This window comes from Mesorhizobium sp. P2_C4 (assembly GCF_056404575.1).
On record NZ_JBFUDT010000002.1, the window covers coordinates 1,108,468 to 1,132,008 of the forward strand.

The following is a 23,541-nucleotide window of genomic DNA, read 5'->3' on the forward strand; positions in this document are numbered from 1 at the left end:
GGGTCTTATCCCATGAACGAGGCAGACGCTCTCGATATCGTCCAGTATGCGGTGTGGACGGTGCTGACCGCTTCCGCGCCGGTGGTGCTGGTGGCCATGGTGGTCGGCATCGGCATTGCCCTGATCCAGGCTTTGACCCAAATCCAGGAAATCACGCTGACCTTCGTGCCCAAGATCGTCGCCATCATGCTGGTTGTGGCGCTGACCGGCCCGTTTATCGGCAGCCAGATATCGGCCTTCACCAACGTCATTTTCGAGCGCATCGAAAACGGCTTCTAGCCAATGGCTCAAGGCCGCGCTTGCAGCCGCCCGGGTTCCGGATAGATTGCTCTCTCGCGGCAACGCATCAGCTCTGCCAGCGGCGCCCTTTGTCCCGACAATGTCTTGGAATGCCATGAACCAGGCAAGACCGACCGGCAGGCCATGTGCGGAATAGCCGGCGTCTGGCGAAAGCATAGTCCGATCGGCGCGCGTGACCTGTCGGATGTCGCCCGCATGATGCAGGCGCTGGTGCATCGCGGTCCGGACGATCATGGCAGCTGGAACAGCGGCCGGCTCGCTTTGGGTCACCGGCGGCTTACGATCATCGATCCGTCGCCTGCCGCGCGCGAGCCGATGCTGACCGCGAACGGCCAGGGCGCGCTGGTCTATAATGGCGAGGTCTACAATTACCGGGCGCTGCGCGGCGCCCTCGAGGCCGAAGGCAATGTCTTTCGGACTGTGTCGGATACCGAAGTGGTCCTTCAGGCGTTGCATCACTGGGGGCCGGACAAGGCGGTGCCGCTGTTCGACGGCATGTTCTCCTTCGCTTATTTCGATCTGCGAGACGATACGCTGTGGCTTTGCCGCGATCGGCTCGGCATCAAGCCGATGTCGGTGGCGGTGACAAACGACCGCATAATCTTCGCGTCCGAGGACAAGGCGATCCTTGCCTGCGAAGGGTTTGCACGCGCCATCGACACGCGTGAAATCACCTTGCGGCTCGCCTGGCAGAGCCGCGATTCGAGCTACAGCCTGTTCGACAGGATCGAGCGCCTGCCGCCCGCCGGCCTGTGGAGGATCACCGATGACGGCGTCGAGAAACGCAGTTTCTGGCATGTTCTCGATGTCCTCGAAACGGCGCGCATCAACGACGACAGGGCATCCGACCCCGACCGCATATCGGCGCTGGAAAAGCTGATCGAGGACAGCATCGAAATACACTGCATCGCCGACACCAGCGTTGCCACGGCTTGCAGCAGCGGCGTCGACTCCGGCCTGATTACCGCGCTGGCCAAGCGCTTCCGGCCCGAGATCCACGGCTATGTCGTTGACCCCCTCATTGGCCGCAGCGAAGCTGAAGGCGCCGAGCGAACCGGCCGCCATGTCGGCGTGCCCTTGCGCAGGGTGCCGCTCGACAAGGACCGCTTTTTCGAACTGTGGCCGAGAATGGTCTGGCATCTGGAAAGCGACGGATGGCACGCCAGCCGGCCCGCACTGCTGGCGCTTGCCGAACAGTGCCGGGCCGATGGCATCAAGGTCCTGCTCACCGGCGAAGGCGCCGACGAGCTTTTTGGCGGTTACAATTGGCAGGCGGCGAGCATGAAGCTGTGGCGTTCATGGTCGTGGCCGCAGCGGCTGTTTCAGTCGAAGCGCTCGCTTGATCGGAAATTCAAGCGTCTGCGCCGCGCGCCATACGCGATCTCGGTGGGTGGTGGCAAAGGATCGGACCGTAACGCCGTGCTGCGGGCCCTGTCGCCGGAACTGAACTTTCTGCAAACGAAGCTCTTCGACCTGCTGGGGCCGGTGACGCCACTCAGCGACCGCGCATTTCTGGGCAGCTGCCTCCAGGACCTTTACGGGCATCTTCAGGACCTGCTGCACAGGCATGACCGGCTCAGCATGGCTGCTTCGGTGGAACTCAGGGTCCCTTTCCTCGAGAACAGGCTGATCGATTTTGCCATCCATCTGCCCAGGCGACAAAAATATCGCGACAAGACCGGGAAGTGGCTTTTGAAAAAGGTTGCGGAAAAGCACATCCCACGCCAGAATGTCTACGCAAAAAAGGTCGGTTTTGACATGTCTCCCGACTTTAGCGCCGGCGCCCAGGGTTTGTTGCGCAAGGGGTTCTTGCGGGATGCCATGAAATGGCCGGCGTCTTCCCTGGAAGACCTGGTGGAACTTGCGGCGCGCGATGAATCATCCCGCATGCGGCTTGTCGGCATGGAGCTTTTCCTGCGCCTCTACGCCGGCGGCGAGACGGCGGGCAACCTGACCGAAGCCCTGCATGCCGCCAGCCGGGACGCCCGCTGACGTGGACCAATGAGAACCTTGCGCTGGGCAAACGACTGTCCCCTCAGGACGTATTTTTGCCTTCGCTATCCTGTTGTTGGATCATAATCTTCTTTGAACAGGCGTTCGCCCTTTGGGTGCCACGCGCTACATGGTTCAGGGACGAAACCAGCAGGTGAAGGCAGGCAGCTTTTATGATCGATGACGAGCCGGCCAGCGAACGCGTCTCGGCGCTGGCGCCGTTCAGCCATGGTATTTTCCGCGCCGTATGGTCGGCCAGCCTGGTGTCGAATTTCGGCGGCCTGATCCAGGGCGTCGGCGCTGCCTGGATGATGACCACCATCGCCACCTCGTCCTACCAGGTCGCGCTCGTCCAGGCCTCGACCACGCTGCCGATCATGCTGTTTGCGCTCGTCGCCGGCGCCATCGCCGACAGCTTCAACCGGCGCAAGGTGATGCTGGTCGCTCAGACCTTCATGCTGGTCGTCTCGGTGCTTCTGACGCTGTTCACATGGTTCGGTCTGATCACGCCGTGGACGCTGCTTGCCTTCACCTTCCTGATCGACAGCGGCACGGCGCTCAACAGTCCATCCTGGCAGGCTTCCGTCGGCGATATGGTGCCGCGCCCCAAGCTGCCGGCGGCGGTCGCGCTCAACTCGCTCGGCTTCAATCTGACTCGCAGCGTCGGCCCGGCGATCGGCGGCATCATCGTCGCCGCAGCCGGTGCCGCAGCGGCCTTTGCCGCCAACGCAGTGAGCTATGTCGGCCTCATCATCGTGCTGGCCCGCTGGAAGCCGGAACTGCCGGCGTCGACGCTGCCGCGCGAGACGCTGGGCGCGGCAATGGGCGCCGGCCTGCGCTACGTCGCCATGTCGCCCAACATCGGCAAGGTGCTGGTCAGGGGGTCGGCCTTCGGCTTCAGCGCCGGCGCGGTGCTGGCGCTGCTGCCGCTGGTGGCGCGCGATGTCGTCAAGGGCGATGCCTTGACCTACGGCATCATGCTCGGCGCCTTCGGCATCGGCGCGGTCGGCGGCGCGCTGGTCAGCGTCCGGCTGCGGCAGTTGTTGTCCAGCGAGACCATGGTACGAATGGCCTTCACCGGCTTCGCGCTCTGCGCCTTCAACGCCGCCATCAGCCACCATGCCTGGCAGACCTCGCTCGGGCTGCTCCTCGGCGGTGCCTGCTGGGTGAACGCGTTGTCGCATTTCAACGTCACCGTGCAGATGTCGACGCCGCGCTGGGTGGTTGGCCGGGTGCTCTCGGTCTACCAGACGGCGACCTTCGGCGGCATCGCGCTTGGCAGCTGGGTCTGGGGCGTCGTTGCCGATGCGCATGGCGCCGAAACAGCGCTGATCGCCGCGAGCGTCACCATGCTGGCGGGCGGCGCCATCGGCCTGCTCCTGCCGCTTCCCCAGCAGGCGATGCTCAATCTCGATCCGCTCAATCGCTTCAAGGAGCCGCATCTCGGACTCGACCTCAAGCCGCGCAGCGGCCCGATCGCCATCATGATCGAGTACATCATCCGTGACGAGGACGTGCCGGAATTCCTCGGCGTCATGGCTGAACGCGGCCGCGTCCGCCGCCGCGACGGCGCCCGCAACTGGACGCTGGCGCGCGACCTTGAAAACCCGGCGATATGGATCGAGCACTATCACACGCCGACCTGGCTCGAATACATCCGCCACAACAAGCGCACCACCCATGCTGACGCCGTCATCGGCGAGCGCATAAGGGCGCTGCACAGCGGCGACGAGCCGCCGCGCGTGCGGCGCATGATCGAGCGCCCGACAACCGCTGGCACGGCGCTGGTGATGCCGAAAGGGCCGATCGAGCATTAGGGCCTTGCTGGCTGGATTGGGTCGCTTCCCAGCGACTGAATCAATTTTAGAGAAACCTGATATAAAGATTCTCGGCGTATTCGTGACCTTGACGGCAAGCCCGTGCAAGGAGCAACGAGAAGCCTTATGCCAGCATTGCGCAAGTCGCACGCACCGATGGATTTCAAATCGAACGAACCGGCAAAGGTCCGTTCATCGGAGCAGTTTCTGCGCGAAAGAGTTCGGCTTCTGGAGGCAGTCGTCGACAACTTCCCTGGTGGCATATCCCTGTTTGACGACGACCTGCGGATGGTCCTCTGCAACGACCAGCAAAAGTCCATGCTGGATTATCCCCCGGAGCTTTTCCGCAATGGCTATCCAAGCATGGAGGATTTGTTCCGGTTCAATGCCGAGCGAGGTGAGTATGGCCCTGGTTCGGCTGACGAACACGTGAGCAAGCGCCTCGAACTGGTCAGACAGCGAACGCCGCACAGCTACCACCGCACCCGCCCCAATGGCACCGTGCTTGAAGTGCGAGGCGTTCCGCTTAGCGGAGGCGGATTTGTGACAACCTACCTGGATGTGACGGAGCAACGTCGCAACCAGGAACTCGTCGCCCATATGGCGCACCACGATCACCTGACCGATCTTCCCAACCGCGCGCTCTTCAATGACCGTTTGCAGCAGGCAATCGCCAAGACGAAGCGGAGCGGAACCATAGCCGTCCTGTGCCTGGATCTTGATCGGTTCAAGCCGGTCAACGACCAGCTTGGCCATCAGGCAGGAGATGAGCTTCTGAAGCAGGTTGCCGGACGACTACGTGCCTCGGTTCGCGATCACGACACGGTCGCACGCCTTGGAGGCGACGAGTTCGCGATCGTGCAGACCGATATCCATAAACGATCCGACGCCGGTGTGCTTGCACGCCGTCTGGTTGCCGCCATGCATGAACCGTTCGTTGTTTGCGGGCGTTCGGTCTCCATCGGCACCAGCATCGGAATTTCCGCTGCACCCGACGACGGATTGTCACTGGACGAGCTGTTGCGGAAAGCCGACCTTGCGCTCTACCGGAGCAAGCGCGGCGGTCGGGGCACATTCAATTTCTATGAGAAAAGTGACGAACAACAGTTCGCCACCGAGCCGCGCTCAGCCTGAAGCGGCCGACTGCCTGTTACCCCTCGCCCGACAGGTCGCGCCGCGCCTTGTCGAGTTCCTCGGCATAGCGCCGCATCAGATGGCCTTCGGTCAAAAGCCCGACAACGACCTGATTGTCGAAATCCTCGACCACCGCCAGTTCCTCGGCGCCGGCGCGCTGGAAGGTTTCGGCCGCCGATTGCACGTTCATGCTCGGCACCAGCACCGCATCCCTGAATTTCGCCAGCGACAGCACCGGCATCTCGCCATCGGATTGAACGCTGTGCAATTCGGCGACGATCAGCACGCCGGCATAATGCTGCCCAGCATCCACCGCGATGACGCGCTGGGCAGAACCAAGCGGCACCGCATAACGAAAGGCGGCAAGCGTGGTCGCGGCGTCGATGGTGCGGACATCCTTTCGCATCATCGAGCCGACCGTCAGGCTGCGCATCCAGCCGACATCATGGGCGCTGCGGATCGTCTCGCCGCGCAAATGGAAGCGCCATGTCGAGAACGAATAGCCGAAGGTTTCACGCACCAGGATCGCCGCCATCAGCGACGCCGCCAGCACCACGCCGGTGAGCGTCAGGTCGCGGGTCGATTCCAGCGCCAGGAACGTCATCGTCAGCGGGCCGCCAACAACGCCGACCGCCAGCGACGTCATGCCGACAACGGCGGCGACCGATGGGTCAATGCCGGTCGCTGGCGAGACAAAAGCCATCACGCCGGCGAACATCTTGCCGAGCAAGGCGCCGAGGAACAGCGAGGCAAAGAACAAGCCGCCGCGAAAGCCCGAGCCCAGCGAGATCGCCGAGGCCGCCAGTTTCAGCACGAAGACGCTGGCCACGACAGCGAGCCCGTAATTCATCGCGAATTCGCGATGCAGCGCGCCATGGCCGCTGGACAGCACCTGCGGCGTGATCAGGCCCAAAAGCCCGACGATGACGCCGCCGATGAAGGGACGCAGCGAGGCGTCGATCGACAGCCTGGCGAAACCGCGTTCGATCAGGCTCACCAGATGCATGATGGCAATGGAAGCAGCGCCGCCGAGCAGGCCGAGTAGCAGGAACGGCAGATATTGGCTGGCGGTGAGTTCCGGCAGGCCGGAGAGCTCGAGCGGAAACGGCACCACGCCAAACAGCTCGGCGGTCAGCGAAGCGCAGATCGCGGCGGTCATCACCGGCGCGACATTGGCGACCGAATAGATGCCGATGACCAGCTCGAAGCCGTAGAAGGCGCCGGTCAGCGGCGCGTCGAAGGCGGCAGCAATCGCACCGGCAGCGCCGCAGCCGACCAGGATGCGGACATCGTTGCGCCGCAGGTTGAAGGCACGCGCCAGCCGCGACGCCAGTCCGGAACCGACCTGCGTGTAGCCGGCCTCCAGTCCGACCGAAGCGCCAAAACCGCTCGAGATCATCGTCTGCCCGGCGATGATGAACGTATCGGTGAGCGACATGCGCCCGCCATAGAGCGCGTTGGCCTCGATCGGATCGACCGGGGTGCGGAATTTTCGCCTTCGCAGCCAGATCACCGTCAATCCAAGCAGGATGCCGCCGATCGCCGGGACCAGCGCCTGAACCGGGTTGGCGAGCGAAAACATCGCTGAAAGCCGGCCGCCAGGCTGAACACCGAACAGCAGCCCATGCAGGTCCTGGACAATCTGGCTCATCGCGGTAACCAGCACCGCCGCCATTACCCCGACGCCGCCGGCCAGAATGACGACGACGATGCCGCGTGCCTCGAGCAGCGGGATCGACCTGATCAGCACCGCGCGAAGCCGGCGGGCATAGACTTGCGGTTCGTTTCTGGAAGGCACCGGAGCGGCTCGCCGATATCCGAATGGTGTGAAGGCGCTGCCGTGCTGATACGCCCGGCGATACCGCATGGCAACCGCGATACCGGCCATCGAACAGCGCTTCTTTGGCACGCCCCCGAGGACAATGGCGAAAGGCCGTTGCCGATCAATCAGGTTGGCTTGGGCTCGCCCGCCTCATAGAGCACGAGATTGCGATCGCCGATGCCGAGCGCCGGCCAGCTTGCGCGCCAGCTTGCGAGATGGGGCGCGGCGAAATGGGCGTCGAGCGCCGCCCTGCTGCTCCAGACTTCGGTGATCCGGATGAGACCCGGATCGAAGACATCCTGCGCGTAGGAATATTCGAGGCAGCCGGGTTCAGCGCGGCTGGCCGAAACCATGCGCTCCATCGCCGGCCTTGCCTGCTCAAGCTTTTCCGGCGGCAGGCGAACAGTGCCAATGATGACGAGCATGCGAACCCTCTTGTTTCACAGCCCAGTCTCCCACCTTCGCGCAAGCTTGGCCAGCTAGGGTGGAAAGGCTGTCGCATGCTCGGCAGGCTTGTGATCTGGGGACGACATGGCGATCAGCGAAAGCATCCAGCCCGGCGCGGTGGCCAAGAACGGTCGCGACGTCTTCTTCGCCATCGGCATCGTCATCATCCTGGCCGTGCTGTTCCTGCCGATTCCGGCCTTCCTCATCGACATCGGCCTTGCCTTCTCGATCGCGCTGTCGGTGCTGATCCTGATGGTGGCGCTTTGGATTCAGCGGCCGCTCGATTTCTCCTCGTTCCCGACCGTGCTGCTCATAGCCACCATGCTGCGGTTGTCGCTCAACATCGCCACCACGCGCATGATCCTGGCGCATGGCAATGAGGGCACGCATGCCGCCGGCTATGTCATCGCCGGTTTCTCCAGGCTGGTGATGGCCAGCGATTTCGTCATCGGCCTCATCGTCTTCATGATCCTGATCGTGGTCAACTTCATCGTCATCACCAAGGGCGCGACACGTATCGCCGAAGTCGGCGCGCGCTTCACCCTCGACGCCATCCCCGGCAAGCAGATGTCGATCGACGCCGACCTTTCCGCCGGCATGATCGACGACAAGACGGCGCAGTTGCGCCGGCGCGAGCTGGAGGAGGAATCGTCGTTCTTCGGCTCGATGGACGGCGCTTCGAAATTCGTCCGCGGCGACGCCATCGCCGGCCTCATCATCACCGCCATCAACATCGTCGGCGGCATCGCCATCGGCTATATCAGGCACGGCATGGGCATGGGCGAAGCCGCCGATGTCTTCATCAAGCTGTCGGTCGGCGACGGCCTCGTCACCCAGATCCCGGCGCTGATCGTCTCGCTCGCCGCCGGCCTGCTCGTCTCCAAGGGCGGCACCCGCGGCTCGACCAACCAGGCGGTGTTCGGCCAGCTCGGCGCCCATCCGCGCGCGCTCTATGTCGCGGCATCGCTGCTCGTCCTGCTCGGCCTGATGCCCGGCCTGCCACTGTTCCCGTTCTTTGCGCTCGCCGGCGGCATGGCCGGTCTCGGCTACATCATTCCGATGCGCGCCAACCGGGTCCTCGCCGAGGCTGAAGCGCTGAAGAACCAGGAGAAGGCAACCAAAGTCGAGGAGGAAAAGAACTCGGTCAAGGCCTCGCTGGCCACCGCCGAGATCGAGCTTCTGATCGGCAAGCAGCTGTCGACGCGGCTTTTGGTGTCGCACCAGGAACTGGCCTTCCGCATGGCCAAGATGCGCAAGAAGTTTGCCACGCAGTACGGCTTCGTGGTGCCGGAGGTGCGCGTCGCCGACGATTTCGGCATTCCGCCGAAGAGCTACCAGATCAAGGTGCATGGCACCGTGGTCGCCGAATACCAGATGCGCGTCGGCGAGATCATGGTGCTGCTCGGCACCCGCGACCTGCCCGACATGCCCGGCGAGGAGATCCGCGAGCCGGCCTTCGGCATGCGCGCCTTTTCGGTGCTCGAAACCTTTGCCGAGGATCTGAAGCGCGAGAACTACACCTTTGCCGACAACATGTCGGTGCTGCTCACCCATCTGTCCGAAGTCATCCGCAACAACCTGCCGCAGCTTCTCTCCTACAAGGACATGAAGGCGCTGCTCGAACGCCAGGATCCGGAATACCGCAAGCTCGCCGACGAGATCTGCACCTCGCACATCTCCTACCCTGGCCTGCAGGCGGTGCTGAAGTTGCTGCTCGCCGAACGCGTCTCGATCCGCAATTTGCACCTGATCATCGAGGCCATCGCCGAGATCGCGCCGCATGTGCGCCGCACCGAGCAGATCGTCGAGCATGTCCGCATCCGCATGGCCCAGCAGATCTGCGGCGACCTTTCCGAAGGCGGCGTGCTCAAGGTGCTGCGCCTCGGCAACCGCTGGGATCTCGCCTTCCACCAGAGCCTCAAGCGCGACGCCAAGGGCGAGGTGCGCGAATTCGACATCGACCCGCGCCAGCTCGAGGAATTCGGCCAGGACGCGACCAAGGCGATCCGCAAGCATCTGGAAGCCGGCGAGCGCTTTGTCCTCGTCACGGCGCCCGACGCCCGCCCCTATGTGCGCATGATCATCGAGCGCCTGTTCACCACCCTGCCGGTGCTCAGCCATGTCGAAATCGCCAAGGGCGTCGAGATCAAGGTGCTCGGGACCATATCGTGACCGCGCTGTCGCAAGGCGTCGTCATCGCCGCCTTCCTCGCCTTCTGCCGCATCGGCAGCTGTTTCATGCTGATGCCCGGCCTGTCCAGCGCCCGCGTGCCGGTCCAGGTCCGGCTGTTCGTGGCCATCGCCGCCACCGGCGGCCTGCTCACTTTCCTGTGGGACCGCATCTACCCCTTCGTCGATCCGCGCCCGCAGATCCTGGCGCCGATGATCGTCTCGGAACTGCTGATCGGAGGGCTGATCGGCGCCATGACCAGGCTCTACATGGAGGCGCTGCGCTTCATGGGCGCCGGCATTGCCACGATGATCGGCTATGGCGGCACCGGCGGCCCCGCCATCGAAGAAGCCGAACCGCAGGCGGCCCTTGCCGCCATCATCTCGTTTTCGGCGCTGATGCTGCTTTTCGTCTTCGACTTCGATCACGAGATCGTGCGCGCGCTGGTCTCCTCCTACACGGTCGCGCCGGTCAACATCTTCTTCAACCCGCAGGCGGCGCTGGTTGATGTCACCGACACCGTGTCGGACGCCTTCTTCCTGGTCATCCGCCTTGGCAGCCCCTTTGTCGCCTATGCCATCCTGGTCAACCTGACCATCGGCTTCGTCAACAAATTGACCCCGCAGATCCCGGTCTATTTCATCTCGCTGCCCTTCGTCATCGCCGGCGGGCTGATCATCTTCTACTTCGCCATCGGCACCTTGCTGTCGCTGTTCGTCAACGGCTTTGTCGACCTCACGCTGGCCCGGTAGAAACAATGAGCACGCGCAAGGATCGTCTGAAAAAACTGGTCAAGGTGCAGGAACAGCTGAAGGCGCTGCACGAGACCCGCCATGCGACGTTCCTGTCGGCGGCCGCAGAGGCGCAGACGGAAGCAAAGGAGCTGGTCGAGCATTTCGACGCGGCCGATTCGCTGGCCGGGCTGTTTCCCGATCTCTACCATCGCCGCATCGCCAATGCCGTGGTGCGCCAGGAAGCGAGCCTGGAAAGCGCCAGGCAAGAGGCCGGCCTGATCGCCACCGCAACCGCGCGCACCAACATGGTCGAGCGCGCCTACAAGGACGTGCGCCGCCGCGACGACCGCGAGCGCTCCGATCGCGACCGGCTGGACCTCATCGCGCAGAAGCGCGCGCAGGAGTAGCGGCGGGGATTCTGCTTCTGACTATCCTATTGATCCATTTCAGAAGTTTCCCCAAAAGCCACCTCAAAGCCAGTTGCGGCCATTCACGGGCGCACGCCAGTTCAGCCTGTGTTGGGACTCGATTTTTCGGCGCCTGGCCCAATCGCCGCAGCCGAGGAAGCGGATGGCCATTATGAGGAGACAGTTTATAACGGTCGCTGAAATTCCGATATCCAAGGGGAGACGATGCGTTACATACGTCCGCTTTCAATCGAAGATGCCGTTGGCGAGCTCGCCAAGGCAATAGGCCCGGCCGCCATCCTTGCGGGGGGCAGCGACCTCCTGGTGAGGATGAAGGGCGGCTTCATCGAACCCGACCTGATCGTCGACATCAAGGCCATCGCCGGCTTGAGCGAAATCAAGGAAACAGCTGACGGCTTCAGCATTGGTGCCGCGGTGCCCTGCGCCGTCCTGGGAGAGAGCGCCGCCCTGAAGAGGGCATGGCCCGGCGTCGTCGAAGCAGCGAAGCTGATCGGCTCGAAGCAGGTGCAGGGGCGCTGCACCATCACCGGCAATCTCTGCAACGCCTCGCCGGCGGCCGACAGCGTGCCGGCGCTGGTCGCGGCCGGCGCCCGGGCATCAATTGTCGGGCCAGCGGGCAGGCGCACGATTTCCGTGGGCAGCGTGCCGATCGGACCGGGCAAGACGTCGCTCGCCAAGGGCGAGATCATCGAGGCGATCCTGCTCGACAAGCGCGCGCCGCGTTCGGGCGACGCCTATCTACGTTTCATCCCCCGCACCGAGATGGACATCGCGGTGGTCAGTGCCGGCGTCAACCTGACGATCGATGAGGCGGGCATCGTCAAAGCGGCCCGCGTGGCGCTGGGCGCCGTGGCAGTGACGGTGCTTCTGGTGGAAGAGGCAGCCGAGGCGCTCATCGGCAGGAAGCTGGACGAAGCAGCACTTGAGCGGCTCGCCAAGGTCTGCGCCGGGGCTTGCCGTCCCATCGACGACAAGCGGGGTACCATTGAATTCAGGCGTAAGGTTGCGGGCGTGCTTGCCAAGCGGGCCGCGACGACCGCCTATGCACGTGCAGGAGGCAAATGATGGCTGGTATAGCAGTCTCAACGACAATCAACGGCGACCATTTCGAGTATCTTTGCCAGCCGGACGAGACGATGCTCGACGTGCTGCGCGATCGGCTCGGGCTGACGGGCGCCAAGGAAGGCTGCGGCACCGGCGACTGCGGCGCTTGCAGCATCATCCTCGACGACCGCCTGGTGTGCTCATGCCTGGTGCTTGGCGCCGAGGCTGAAGGACGGAGCATCGAAACCGTCGAGGGCATGGCGCATGGCGACCAGCTGCACACGTTGCAGCAGAAGTTCCTCGAGCATGCGGCCCTGCAATGCGGCATCTGCACGCCGGGCTTCCTGATCGCGGCCAAGGACCTTTTGACGAAAAACCCCGACCCGAGCGAAGAGGAAATCCGCTTTGGGCTGGCCGGGAATCTCTGCCGCTGCACCGGCTATGACAAGATCGTGCGCGCCGTCCAGGACGCGGCCACCGTGATGAAGGGAGCCTGAGATGAATTTCGATCCGCGTTATTCCGGGCGTAATTTCACATCCGTCGGCACACGCCCCATCCGCCCCGACGGCGTCGACAAGGTGACCGGCCGCGCCCGCTACGGCGCCGACTTCAACATGGCGGGACAGTTGGTCGGGCGTGTTCTCAGAAGCCCGCACGCCCATGCGAAAATCAGGAAGATCGACACCTCGAAGGCGGAAAAGCTTCCCGGCGTGAAGGCGGTGATCACGGCGAAAGACCTGCCGGACCTCACCGATGGCGATGCCGCCATGTACGACATCCTCGACAACTGCATGGCGCGCACCAAGGCACTCTATGACGGCCATGCGGTGGCCGCGGTCGCCGCGGTCGATGCCCGCACGGCCAGGCAAGCGCTGAAGCTGATCGAGGTCGACTACGAGCTTTTGCCGCATGTCACCGATGTCGACGAGGCGATGAAGCACTCGGCGCCTCTCATCAACGATGCCATCTTCACCGAAGGCCTCGAGGAAGAGCCGGTCAAGCCGTCCAACGTCACCAAGCGCAGCCAGTTTGGCCATGGCGATGTCCATCAGGGCTTTGGGCACGCCGATTTCATCGTCGAGCGCTCGTTCAAGACCGAGCAGACGCACCAGGGCTATATCGAGCCGCATGCCTGCGTGGCGAGCGTCAGTTCCGACGGCACCGCCGACCTCTGGGTCTGCACGCAAGGGCATTTCGTCTACCGCCAGCACTGCGCCCAACTGCTTGGCATGGAAGCCTCGAAGCTGCGCGTCACCTCGTCGGAGATCGGCGGCGGTTTCGGCGGCAAGACCCATGTCTGGGCCGAGCCGGTGGCGCTGGCGCTGTCACGCAAGGCAGGCCGCCCGGTCAAGCTGGTGATGACCCGCGACGAGGTGTTCCGCGCCTCGGGCCCGACCAGCGCCACGTCGGTCGACGTGAAGATCGGCGCCCGCAAAGACGGCACCATCACCGCCGCCGAAGCGACGCTGCGCTATTCCTGCGGCCCCTATGCCGGCTCCTGGGCCGAGATCGGCGCCATGACCGCGTTCGCCTGCTACAAGCTCGATAACGTCAAGACCGTCGGCTACGAAGTGCTGGTCAACCGGCCGAAGACGGCGGCCTATCGCGCGCCTTCCGCACCCATGGCGGCGTTCGCGGTGGAAAGCGCTGTCGACGAACTGGCCAAGGAGCTCGGCATGGATCCCGTCGAGTTCCGCATCAAAAACGCCGCCCAGGAAGGCACCAGATCGTCCTACGGCCCGGTCTATGGCCCGATCGGCATCGGCCCGACGCTGGAAGCGGCGAAGAACCATCCGCACATGAAGGCGCCGCTGGCCAAGAACCAGGGCCGAGGCATGGCCTGCGGCTTCTGGTTCAACTTCGGCGGCCAGACCTGCGTGGATCTGAACATCGGCATGGACGGCTCGGTCTCGCTGGCCGTCGGCACCGTCGATGTCGGCGGCTCACGCGCCTCGCTGTCGCTGGTGGCGGCGGAGGAGCTCGGCATCGACTATGCCCAGCTCAAGGCGGTGATCGCCGATACGTCCAGCCTCGGCTATAACGACATGACCGACGGCAGCCGCGGCACCTTCTCCTCCTCCATGGCGACGATCTCAGCCGCCCGCAACGCCATCAAAATCCTTAGGGACCGCGCCGCGCAGATGTGGGACATCGCCGTTGACGACGTGATCTGGGAAAAGGGCCATGCCGTCGCCAAGGGCGAGAAGCACGGCAATCTCGGAAAACTGTCGCTGAAGGAGATCGCGGCGGAGTCCGGCAAGACCGGCGGCCCGATCGCCGGCCACAGCGAGCTCGTCGCCGACGGCGCCGGCGTCTCCTTCGCCACCCATATCTGCGATATCGAGGTCGACCCCGAGACCGGCTTCACCAGGGTCATCCGCTACACGGTGCTGCAGGACGCCGGCAAGGCGGTGCACCCGACCTATGTCGAGGGCCAGTACCAGGGCGGCGCCGCGCAAGGCATCGGCTGGGCGCTCAACGAGGAGTACATCTACGGCAAGGACGGGCGGCTGCAGAACGCCGGCTTCCTCGACTACCGCATCCCGGTCTGCTCCGACCTGCCGATGATCGACACGCAGATCCTCGAGATCCCCAACCCCAACCACCCCTATGGCGTGCGTGGCGTTGGCGAGACCTCGATCGTCCCGCCGCTGGCAGCGATCGCCAATGCGGTTTCGAATGCAGCCGGCGTGCGCATGACCCACATCCCGATGTCGCCGCCGCGCATCCTGGCGGCGATCGAGGCGGAACGGGGAGGCTGAGCGAGGTCGAACGGATGGTCGAAGTCACGCTCTGGGGCGCACTCGGCCAGCTCGCCGGCGGCCAGAGCAAGGTCGAGGTCGAGGCCAAGGATATAAGGGAGCTGTTCAGGAAGCTGGCTGAACAGTATCCCGGCCTCGAGCCCTGGATCGAGAAGGGCATTGCCGTGGCGATCGACGGAACGATCTACCGCGACACCTGGTCGAAGAAATTGCCGCCCGGGGCGGAGATTTTTCTGATGCCGAGACTGGCGGGGGGATAGGCAGATCGGCGACTGCACTCGCCCGCATGGTCGGTCGATCAGGCCCGCCTCCACCGAGTTCCTAAGTCCCTACAGGCCCGCAAGGGCCTGAGTAGTAAGCAGCCGAGCTACCAGGCGGTACTGCTCTACGACGAAATCATCATTGGTGAACCAATCGGCATAGGGTGCCACGCGAACTCCCTTCGCTTCCGAATCCTTGATTTGGCTGGCGCCAGCGAACATTAACCGTTTGCCGTCCGATGAACGAACCATCTCGGCGCTGACGGTCATTGCAATCCCTCGCCCCTCGCCAATTGGTACGCTCAATGCGTGGTACACGTTGATCTTCAGCCTGGCGGAGGCGCCTGATGCCGCGTCTGTTAGGCGATATCCCCTGGCAATGAGGTCTTCCTTCGCCTGACTCTCGATGAGCTCGCGCAGGTTGGTGCGCGTATCAACGACCTCTTGAAGACGAGAAGTAGCCTCTGCCACCGTGGCGGGCACTTTCCCGGAACTTTCATTTGCCTCACTTAGATTTGGCGCAAAGACAGTGGCTTTTGACAACTGCACAGGCTCCACGTAGACGAGGCCTATGGAGGCCTTGCTCTGCGGATCAATGGAGGACGTGGAGCAAGCGGTAAGCGCGACCGCGACAAAGGCAATAAGACTGCGGCGAAGCAATGGAATCTCCAAATTTTCAAAGGCGATTCGCCATACTACACAACAGGTTATTCGGGGAGTACCGCACACGTTACGACAAGCTGGTCGGGGTAGCGCGGCCTACGATCCGACCGACGTCAGAACAGCGAACCTCAGCGATAATGTTGATGCCTTGATTCTTCGGCCCTCGGCGAATGCTTACGCTTGGGGTCCTTCAGTCGGCAGCCTACACGCGAGCGCGCCTCGCCCGACTTCGAGCCCTGATCGATCGCGGCATCGCGGTCGCGATCGACAGCACGATCTATCGCGATACGCGGTCGAAGGAACTGCCGGAGGGGCGGAGATTTTCCTGCTGCCGCGACTGGCTGGGGGGTGATGGGGAAGGCGCCGCCATTGCCTAGCGTCAAGGCCTCGAACGCCAAGGATGGGCCGGAAACTGACTGTCGGCTACCGGGAGCAGATCTGGCCAAAGCGGTCGTTCCATTTCAACCTAAGTCGGCCACTACGATGCTCGTCGCCGTTGCCTGACGCAGACGCGCGACTGCAGCGTCGAATTGGCCGCCTTGCGCCATTTCCAGATCTTGTGATCAGTTCAGTCGATCCCTCCGCGAAACATCGGGGCGAAGCCGTTGCCGCCCGCTCGGCGACGCGAGTACCACGCGAAACCTGTTGCGTCGTCGGTGCGAAGCGCAATTGTGCGAAACAGAACCTAGTCCTCAAGTCTTTTCGTGATTGAGAATTCAAACCTCGCCCATGGGTGGACGAAAAGATACTCATTGCGCTTCTCAAACGTGCCTCCCGGGTTTTTCAGGACGGCCGCACACCTCCGGAATTGGCTAGGGAAATCCAAGCACAAGGCGTCGCCTTCGATCCAGCTTCTTCCCGTCTCTCGCCAGTCGCCCACATGCGCGTAGAATGTGCCGTCTTTGAGTATCTTTCCCGAGGACTGATCCCCCCAGTTGAGGTCACGCCCTTCGTTTTCGCTGCCAAAAAGCAGTGCTGCTACCTCTTGCCCGCTCAGACGCGTTCCCAGCTGATCGTATCCGTAAGGGAGATCCGGCACGCCGGCCTTGTGCAAGCCCTCGAGGACACGACCGAGGTCGGCGTAGTTCCTGAACGGGAAAGGTCCCATGGCCATGAGGCCGGTGAGCTCACGGTCGTCCGTCTGGGCTATGTACGGTTTGAGTTCTGCAAGAACCCTGCTTGCGTCGGAAAGGCGACCGAGATGCGCATATACCGAAACGAGCAGCCAGCGCCCCTGATAGTTCGGCCAGAAATAGGCGGTCGAAGTGCCGATCTCCGGATCGAGTTTCTCGAGATTCGCCGCGGCATCGTTGAGCCGATTCATGGCGAAGTAGACAATGCCAACAAGATACCGGCGCCAGGGCGTCCACTTGGGTTCGACCCGCATGAGCGTGTCGAAAGTGTCAAGCGCTTCTGCCGCCCTTCCGTCGAAGGTCAAAGCGATAGCCAACTGCGAGTAGCCGTCGGGGTCGCTCGGATCGAGGGCGACCGCGCGCTCTGCCGCCGCGGTCGCCTCGCCTGATCTATGCTTGTAGATCAGCTGATCGGCCCGTAGCTGATAATATGTTGGCGATGGATGCTTGCTCGCTTCCTCCAGATACTCCGTGAACTTGCCCCAGACGGAGTCATCGGAAAGGCCGAGTTCCTTCTGGACGGGGACTTGGCCGGCAGCGTTCCAATATACCGTTGCCAACCTTGCGGTAGCCCGGCCGAATTCTGGATCAAGTTTGAGCGCCTGCTGATAGAAAGAAATGGCCGCGGACCAGTCGCCGGACTCCCCGCGATATTCTCGCTCGAGCCCGCGAAGAAACACTTCATAGGCTGCCGGATTCCGGGTTCCTCCGAGGACATCGGGTGAGTTGCGGTCCTCTATGAGGCGAAGCTTGAGCGCAGACGCAATATTTCCGACGACCTTGTTTTGCAGCGCGAAGATATCACTCCATGCCCCGTCGTATCGTTCGGCCCAGATATGGCCGTCAGAGGCGGCATCGATCAATTGGGCGTTGATGCGTATGTCGTTGCCTGCCCTGCGCACGCTGCCTTCGAGGATAAAATGGACCTTCAGCTCGCTGGCTATCTGGCCCGGCGGAAGACCCTTGTCGCGATAGGCAAAAGCCGCGTTTCTCGAAATGACGAATAATCCGGGAACGCCAGCAAGTTCGGTTGTCAGATCCTCAGTTATCCCGTCGGCGAGATAGCCCTGCTCTTTATCATCGCTCAAATTGTCAAACGGGAGCACGACAATGGAAGGGGTCGCCGTGATTGTCGCAACGGGCATTCGACCAAAAAACCACCAGCCACTGGTCACGCCGACAGCGACAGCAACGACAACCGCCATCGTCGCGACAAGCGATCGAAGACGGATGCGGGGGGCGATGGGCGCGCGAACGTGTAAACCATCGAGCCTGACCTTAAATGCCGGGATGGGCTCGGCGATATTCTTGACGCGCTGGTCACCCATCGACTCGAAGCCGAAGGCCAGCTTCTTCTCAACTTCCTTTGCTACCTTGCCGGAGACGCAGATGCCGCCTGGTTCCGCAAGCTGCTGAAGCCTGGCCGCGATGTTGACCGCATCGCCATATCGGTCCTCGCCCTCGACAATCACCTCGCCAAGGTTGATCCCGATCCGCACCCGATGCCGTTCAGCTTCGGGAACCGAGGCATTGCGTTCCGCCAAGCCGCGCTGCAGCGACACGGCACACTCGACAGCATCGACGACGCCGCCGAACTCGGCGAGAAGTCCATCGCCCATCAACTTGAAGATGTGCCCGTGATGGCGGGCAATTTCGGGCTCGAACAGTTCCTTGCGTCCGGCGCGAAGGCGTTCAAACGTGCCAGCCTCGTCGCGCTCCATCAGGGCCGAGTAGCCGACGACATCGGCGGCGAGAATGGCGGAGAGCTTGCGGTCCATCGTTTCACCTGGCCCAAGCAGATTATAGGATCGGTCGTGCCGGAAAGGAACTCCGACTGACCGCGCATTAACGACCCCGCCGGTCGCGGTACGCAGAGCGTCTAGGTCAGAAAATGTTGGACACGGAAGTTATACGGCGGCTCGTTCGATTCAAGCACGGCCGCGATGATTTCTCTCCCTTGCTCTACAGGATACTGACAGACGGACTGCCGAAGGAGTGGGAATTTGACCGTCTCATTGCCAGCCTGCGGCGATTTGCGGAGTCCGGATGATGGCAGAGAATTCTGGCAGCAGGCATAAGGCGCTGAAGGAGGTTCTACCTTTCGTCGACTGCTTTGCGTTGATGATCCATTGATTTCTATGCTCGCACGAGCTGCAGACCGCGTGCGTTTGGGCGTCCAGCAGCAGCGCGTAACTAGAGCGTGCGCGAGTTGATAGTCGGTCGTGACCTCGGCCATCGGCAATGGCCCAAGCCGAGGAAGATGATGTCCGCTTTTGGTGGCCCGTTGAACCGGGCTGAATGGCGGACATGAGGCGCGAAGCGGCAGGTTGTACCTGCCTGACCTAAACTTCAGGCGAATGCGACTATGAGGCCGAACCGCACACTTTGCCGAGGCCCCCTACGCCTCAAAGGTCGGCTCTGTATTCACCTCCAGCGCTTCTTCCGCCTCATCCTCCTCGCCAAGCACCTCGCCATGCACCCCCAACGCCCGCCCGATCCAGAGGGGATCAACCAGATGGTCGCGTTTGGGGTTGGTGGTGTTGGGGTGGATGAGGATGCCCCCATGGTTCAGCATCAGCCAGGGAACCAGCGTCGCGAAAACTTCGGTGGCGAAGGAGACCTGGTACATGGCCTGCTCATGCGGGCCGACCGGCTCGTCGCGCCAGTTGCCGAGCCGCACGCGAAAACGTTCGCCGATGCGGAGGCGCAGCCATTCGGCATGCTGCCGCTCGGCCGTCCCGCGCCATAGTGGATATGGGCGTGATAGCGGGCGATTTTCGAGAGAGGCCTTCGCCGCCGCATAGGTACCCTGAGCGGTTTGCCGTCGTCTATGAGACCACCTAGGGCGAGCAGTTGACGGAAGCAAAGGGAGCTGTGCGCATGCCGCACAGCCACTTCATTGACGCGACGAGCCAGGCGAATCCCGGCCATCGGCGAAGCGCCCTCTTCGGTTGCTCGCGATAACTATCGCCGGCGTCCACCCAAGGCCGCGCCATGCGATCCAAAGCAAAACGGCTTGACCGGCGAAGCCGACGACAATGGAAGTAACAGCTATCCCCGATATGATATCGGAATCCATGTTTGCGAGCCCCCGCTTCGCTTAATTTACGAGCATGAAGTATTGGCCTGACTCGCGCGTGAGTCGATGGCCAGCATCTAATTCAAATGGACTAAGCCGAAAGGGGTATATTGAGACCGAAGAATCATTTTAGAGAAATTCCAGAAAGCACAGCGGTTTCGATCTGAATTGCGTCAAGGCAAATGCTCGAAGCGGATCGGCGATTCCGCCAAGAGCTGCAAGGCTGCAGCCAAAGCAGCAGCGTGCTACGATTGCGCGTGCTGCGTCTTAATGATGCGACGTCGCCAGCCTAAGCGCCAAGCCGACGAATATGAGCCCGGCGATCTTGTTCAACCATACCTGCCCTCTGTCGGATAGACGCCCCCCTAAGCTCCCAGCGTCGGCTCCGTATTCACCTCCAGCGCCTCCTCCGCCTCATCCTCCTCGCCAAGCACATCCGCATGCACCCCCAACGCCCGCCCGATCCAGAGGGGATCAACCAGATGGTCGCGCTTGGGGTTGGTGGTGTTGGGGTGGATGAGGATGCTTAGGCCGCCATGGTTCAGCATCAGCCAGGGAACCAGCGAAGCGAAAATCTCGGTCGCGAAAGAGACCTGGTACATGGCCTGCTCATGCGGGCCGACCGGTTCGTCGCGCCAATTGCCCAGGCGTACGCGAAAACGTTCGCCAATGCGCAGGCGCAGCCATTCGGCGTGCTGTCGCTCGGCCGCTCCGCCATAGTAGATATGGGCGTGATAGCTGGCGATCTCCGCGAGGGGCCTTGGGGAGCTTGGGCTGGCAGTGTCTGCGTTCACCTCTATGGCTCCCTCGATGATTGTCGTGCAGGCAGCGTATACGCGCGACAAATGCCTGTCACTTGGACTCGGGAAACGGCTCGACCATCCGCCTGCATTCCCTCACCCCTCTCCCCCGCAAGCCTGCCACAAGCTTGTTGAGGCATGGTCTAGCCACGGAAAACCGGTAAAAGGCGGACTTTCTTGGCTATTTCTCCACCCAGCGACATCGTTATGGATGTGGCCCGCGCTGTCGACCCCGTTGACATCGAGGCCGCTCGCGCGGCGTTGACCAAGCGGGCTGGCGGCGTGGCCGGGACTTTTTCGATCGACACCGCAGCCTCGGTCGATGCCGGTTCGATCCTGTCGCGCGCCACGGCTGACAAGGCCGCCGCGAACGCCGACCCGGCCAAGAAGTTCAAGAAGTTCGAGGCGATGGTGCTGCAGACCTTCATCCAGAACATGCTGCCCAAGGACACCGAAGGCGTCTACGGCAAGGGCCTGGCCGGCGACATGTGGAAGTCGCAGCTTGCCGAAAGGATGGCCGACGTCATGGCCGATCGCGGCGGCATCGGCATCGCCAAGTCGATGCTGGCCGACCACTACAAGGACGGCAAGCGCACCGTTCCGGTCGGGCCGGTCTCAGGCGGACCTGAGAAGACCGAGATCGACCAGCAGACCCGGCTGTCCACCTCGCTGGTCCAGGAATTGCAGCGCAAGGTCGCGCGGTCGATGACCGGCGACGAGACGACCATCAAAACCGACTTCAAAATCTAGACCAGGATTATCATGGCCGATTATTCGGAATTCTCTTCCAACCTGCCGGCGCGCACGACCGAAGCGCCGATCCCATTCGCGCGGCCAGGCAATCTCGCCGCCATCATCGGCCGCATCGAGGAAGCGGTCGAGGAAGAGACGGCAGGTATCCGCAGCGACACCAGTTATGACCTCAAGGCATCGAACGCCCGCAAGAGCCGCTATCTCTATGAGCTGACGCGCGCCATGAAGGGCGGCAGCGAAGCCGAATTCCTCGAGCAGCACCGCGAGGGCCTGACACGGCTGCGCCAGAAGCTGGCAAGGAACGAGGCGGCGATCCTGGCGCACCTCAACGCGGTCAACGAGGTCGCCAATCTGTTGAAGAACGCCATTCAACGCGCCGAAGCCGATGGCACCTATTCGGCAGGCGAATTCGGATGGGCCAAGGCATGATCCCGAAAATGGCCGGCCCGGGCAGAACAGGCCCGAACAAAGCTGGGAAGAGCCGGTGATCAAATTCATCGCCGCCGCGATCTGGATCTGCGCCGCCACGCTCGGCGCAGTGTTCTATTCGTTCCAGGCGGCCGGCGAGGCCGGCGTCGGCGAGACACCCAAGCCGATGCTGGGCGGTCTCGACTACGTCAAGACCGACATGATCTCGGTGCCGCTGATCCGCGATTCCAGGATCGACGGCTATTTCCTGACCAAGCTCGTCTACACGGTCGAGCCCGCCGAGATAAAGAAGCTGTCGATACCGGCCGAAGCGCTGATGACCGATCAGGTCTATTCCTATCTCTATTCCAACCCGCAGATCGACTTCACCAAGAAGGAGACGATCAACCTCGACGCCTTCCGCACCGCCATCCGCGACACCATCAACACCAGAGTCGGCGCCGAGCTGGTGCATGAAGTGCTGATCGACCAGGTCAACTTCCTGACCAAGGACGAGATCCGTGACAACGCCATGCGCCGCCGCAAAGACCCGGCCCCAGCGGAGGCGGAAACACCCAAGCCTGCCGCGGAACATTGACCTGCCGCCAGCCGGATTCACCCCGCGCCAGAGGCTCCGCTAATCATCCGGCTCACAAGGCTGATGGCTTGCTCCCTTCCTCATCGGAAAAATGACGCAGACAAACCGCGTTGACGTAAACGTCAACCCGAAGCTATATGCGCCAGCGATCATAAATCGCGAAGTGCCAATGCGCAGCAAAAGCAACGAGACGAGGAGAAACAGCCATGAGCGTTCAGGAGATTGCCGACAGGATGAGGTCGCGCGTGGCGAGCGCCGGGTTCGAGCATTCGGTGAAGTTCGACACCGGCAGCGACGGCGTCATCGTCATCGACGGTGCGACCGTTTCGAACACCGATGCGCCGACCGACTGCACCGTAAAGCTTTCGCTGGACGATCTGGATTCGTTGATCGCCGGCGACCTCAACCCGACCATGGCGTTCATGTCCGGCAAGATAAAGGTCGAAGGCGACATGACGGTTGCCATGGCGCTCAGCCAGGTGCTCGGCTGACCCGTACAGTTATACAAAACGCCGCCCGCCCTGCGTAGGACTGGCGGCGTTTGCTTTCGACCGATCAGGCGGCGAGCGGCAGCCTCTGTGCCTTGAGCTTGCGCCCTGCCGCTTTCAGCGTGCCGCGTACCCCGTCGAGCGCGCCGTCCGCCAGTTCCAGCGCCAGCAGGCGGTGCCGCTCATAGGGGCCGGGCATGGCGAGCGCGCCGGTCTTTGCCGCCGAGAAGCCGAACCGCCCATAATAGGGCGCATCGCCGACCAGCAGGATCGCGGCGTGGCCAAGGCGCGTGGCTTCGCCGATCGCATGGCGCATCAGCGCCGAGCCGATGCCGGCGTCTTTCAGCGCCGGATCGACGGCGAGCGGGCCGAGCAGTAGCGCTGCCGCACCGCCCTCGCCCAACCGCACATCCCACAGCAGCACGGTTCCGATAACCGCGCCCGCCGCATCGCGCGCGACGAAGGCCAGGCCTTCCGAAGGCCGGCGGCCGCGCCGCAGCTTTTCCGACGACTTCTTGCGCCGCATCGGGCCCATGGCGCGATCGAGCAGCGCTTCACGCGCCGCGACATCGGCTGCGGCCTCGGCGGTGATGATGAAGGCCGGCGAGCCGGCCACGATTTCGTTTGGCATTTCCATATCCGCGATCCTTCACGAGCGGAGACTGTTCCACAGGCGAGCCCAAGCGGGCGACAGGCGCCCACCTGGGGT

The 23,541-nt window shown here is 62.9% G+C and carries 21 protein-coding genes and 2 pseudogenes; 16 read left to right on the forward strand and 7 right to left on the reverse strand.

Annotation, left to right across the window (positions count from 1 at the left end):
• The first annotated feature begins 12 nt into the window (after positions 1-12).
• From fliQ to AC1DX6_RS11690, 4 genes are all read left to right on the forward strand, one after another.
• Positions 13-279: a flagellar biosynthesis protein FliQ gene (gene fliQ, locus AC1DX6_RS11675; protein WP_258608584.1), complete on the forward strand. Its 267-nt coding sequence runs from the start codon at positions 13-15 to the stop codon at positions 277-279.
• 105 nt (positions 280-384) lie between these two features.
• Positions 385-2,292, forward strand: a complete 1,908-nt coding sequence (asnB, locus tag AC1DX6_RS11680; RefSeq protein WP_477313306.1) for an asparagine synthase (glutamine-hydrolyzing) — start codon at positions 385-387, stop codon at positions 2,290-2,292.
• A gap of 173 nt (positions 2,293-2,465) precedes the next feature.
• Positions 2,466-4,109 (forward strand): MFS transporter, encoded by a 1,644-nt coding sequence (locus AC1DX6_RS11685; RefSeq protein WP_477313308.1) that lies wholly within the window; start codon positions 2,466-2,468, stop codon positions 4,107-4,109.
• A gap of 126 nt (positions 4,110-4,235) precedes the next feature.
• Positions 4,236-5,243: a diguanylate cyclase domain-containing protein gene (locus tag AC1DX6_RS11690; protein ID WP_477313310.1), complete on the forward strand. Its 1,008-nt coding sequence runs from the start codon at positions 4,236-4,238 to the stop codon at positions 5,241-5,243.
• 16 nt (positions 5,244-5,259) lie between these two features.
• Here AC1DX6_RS11690 and AC1DX6_RS11695 read toward each other — a convergent pair whose 3' ends face one another.
• Together AC1DX6_RS11695 and AC1DX6_RS11700 are read right to left on the reverse strand one after the other, a co-directional pair.
• Entirely contained in the window at positions 5,260-7,041 is a 1,782-nt protein-coding gene (locus AC1DX6_RS11695) for a chloride channel protein (protein WP_477313312.1), read from the reverse strand.
• A 149-nt stretch (positions 7,042-7,190) separates the two neighbouring features.
• Positions 7,191-7,490, reverse strand: a complete 300-nt coding sequence (locus tag AC1DX6_RS11700; protein WP_477313314.1) for a putative quinol monooxygenase — start codon at positions 7,488-7,490, stop codon at positions 7,191-7,193.
• Between the two features lie 106 nt (positions 7,491-7,596).
• Here AC1DX6_RS11700 and flhA point away from each other — a divergent pair, with 106 nt between their 5' ends.
• The 7 genes from flhA (at position 7,597) to AC1DX6_RS11735 (ending at position 14,910) form a co-directional block, all read left to right on the forward strand.
• Positions 7,597-9,684 carry a flagellar biosynthesis protein FlhA gene (gene flhA, locus AC1DX6_RS11705; RefSeq protein WP_477313316.1) on the forward strand — a complete coding sequence of 696 codons (2,088 nt, stop codon included), beginning with the start codon at positions 7,597-7,599 and terminating at the stop codon, positions 9,682-9,684.
• Positions 9,681-10,433, forward strand: a complete 753-nt coding sequence (gene fliR, locus AC1DX6_RS11710; RefSeq protein ID WP_477313318.1) for a flagellar biosynthetic protein FliR — start codon at positions 9,681-9,683, stop codon at positions 10,431-10,433. Before flhA ends, fliR begins: the two co-directional genes overlap by 4 nt.
• 5 nt (positions 10,434-10,438) lie before the next feature.
• Complete coding sequence (locus AC1DX6_RS11715) at positions 10,439-10,822, forward strand: hypothetical protein (RefSeq protein WP_477313320.1); 384 nt, start codon at positions 10,439-10,441, stop codon at positions 10,820-10,822.
• A gap of 225 nt (positions 10,823-11,047) precedes the next feature.
• The gene (locus tag AC1DX6_RS11720) at positions 11,048-11,908 is read left to right on the forward strand and encodes an FAD binding domain-containing protein (protein ID WP_477313322.1); all 861 of its coding nucleotides are present in this window, start codon (positions 11,048-11,050) and stop codon (positions 11,906-11,908) included.
• Positions 11,908-12,384 carry a (2Fe-2S)-binding protein gene (locus AC1DX6_RS11725; RefSeq protein WP_477313324.1) on the forward strand — a complete coding sequence of 159 codons (477 nt, stop codon included), beginning with the start codon at positions 11,908-11,910 and terminating at the stop codon, positions 12,382-12,384. Before AC1DX6_RS11720 ends, AC1DX6_RS11725 begins: the two co-directional genes overlap by 1 nt.
• Position 12,385: 1 nt before the next feature.
• Positions 12,386-14,650, forward strand: a complete 2,265-nt coding sequence (locus tag AC1DX6_RS11730) for a xanthine dehydrogenase family protein molybdopterin-binding subunit (protein WP_477313326.1) — start codon at positions 12,386-12,388, stop codon at positions 14,648-14,650.
• A 14-nt stretch (positions 14,651-14,664) separates the two neighbouring features.
• The gene (locus AC1DX6_RS11735) at positions 14,665-14,910 is read left to right on the forward strand and encodes a MoaD/ThiS family protein (RefSeq protein ID WP_477313328.1); all 246 of its coding nucleotides are present in this window, start codon (positions 14,665-14,667) and stop codon (positions 14,908-14,910) included.
• Positions 14,911-14,979: 69 nt separating this feature from the next.
• Here AC1DX6_RS11735 and AC1DX6_RS11740 read toward each other — a convergent pair whose 3' ends face one another.
• Positions 14,980-15,570, reverse strand: coding sequence for a YajG family lipoprotein (locus AC1DX6_RS11740; protein WP_477313330.1), 591 nt, complete (start codon positions 15,568-15,570; stop codon positions 14,980-14,982).
• 245 nt (positions 15,571-15,815) lie between these two features.
• On the opposite strand from AC1DX6_RS11740, the pseudogene AC1DX6_RS11745 reads away from it, so the two are divergent.
• Positions 15,816-15,925: pseudogene (locus AC1DX6_RS11745) on the forward strand (MoaD/ThiS family protein); the annotation flags it as partial.
• 333 nt (positions 15,926-16,258) lie between these two features.
• On the opposite strand, the gene AC1DX6_RS11750 reads toward AC1DX6_RS11745, so the two are convergent.
• The 3 genes and pseudogenes from AC1DX6_RS11750 to AC1DX6_RS11760 all read right to left on the reverse strand — a co-directional run bounded on the left by AC1DX6_RS11750 (position 16,259) and on the right by AC1DX6_RS11760 (position 20,579).
• Positions 16,259-18,484 carry an adenylate/guanylate cyclase domain-containing protein gene (locus tag AC1DX6_RS11750; protein WP_477313332.1) on the reverse strand — a complete coding sequence of 742 codons (2,226 nt, stop codon included), beginning with the start codon at positions 18,482-18,484 and terminating at the stop codon, positions 16,259-16,261.
• 620 nt (positions 18,485-19,104) lie between these two features.
• A pseudogene (locus AC1DX6_RS11755) lies at positions 19,105-19,508 on the reverse strand (DOPA 4,5-dioxygenase family protein).
• A 642-nt stretch (positions 19,509-20,150) separates the two neighbouring features.
• The gene (locus tag AC1DX6_RS11760) at positions 20,151-20,579 is read right to left on the reverse strand and encodes a DOPA 4,5-dioxygenase family protein (RefSeq protein ID WP_477313334.1); all 429 of its coding nucleotides are present in this window, start codon (positions 20,577-20,579) and stop codon (positions 20,151-20,153) included.
• 213 nt (positions 20,580-20,792) lie between these two features.
• Between AC1DX6_RS11760 and AC1DX6_RS11765 the strand changes: the two genes are divergently transcribed.
• From AC1DX6_RS11765 to AC1DX6_RS11780, 4 genes are all read left to right on the forward strand, one after another.
• Positions 20,793-21,335, forward strand: coding sequence for a rod-binding protein (locus tag AC1DX6_RS11765; RefSeq protein WP_477313707.1), 543 nt, complete (start codon positions 20,793-20,795; stop codon positions 21,333-21,335).
• A gap of 12 nt (positions 21,336-21,347) precedes the next feature.
• Positions 21,348-21,767: a hypothetical protein gene (locus AC1DX6_RS11770; protein ID WP_477313336.1), complete on the forward strand. Its 420-nt coding sequence runs from the start codon at positions 21,348-21,350 to the stop codon at positions 21,765-21,767.
• A gap of 55 nt (positions 21,768-21,822) precedes the next feature.
• Complete coding sequence (locus AC1DX6_RS11775; RefSeq protein ID WP_477313338.1) at positions 21,823-22,344, forward strand: hypothetical protein; 522 nt, start codon at positions 21,823-21,825, stop codon at positions 22,342-22,344.
• A gap of 206 nt (positions 22,345-22,550) precedes the next feature.
• Positions 22,551-22,835 carry an SCP2 sterol-binding domain-containing protein gene (locus AC1DX6_RS11780; RefSeq protein WP_477313340.1) on the forward strand — a complete coding sequence of 95 codons (285 nt, stop codon included), beginning with the start codon at positions 22,551-22,553 and terminating at the stop codon, positions 22,833-22,835.
• Between the two features lie 64 nt (positions 22,836-22,899).
• Here the strand turns inward: AC1DX6_RS11780 and AC1DX6_RS11785 are convergent, their stop codons facing one another.
• Positions 22,900-23,469 carry a GNAT family N-acetyltransferase gene (locus AC1DX6_RS11785; RefSeq protein WP_477313342.1) on the reverse strand — a complete coding sequence of 190 codons (570 nt, stop codon included), beginning with the start codon at positions 23,467-23,469 and terminating at the stop codon, positions 22,900-22,902.
• Between the last annotated feature and the right edge of the window lie 72 nt (positions 23,470-23,541).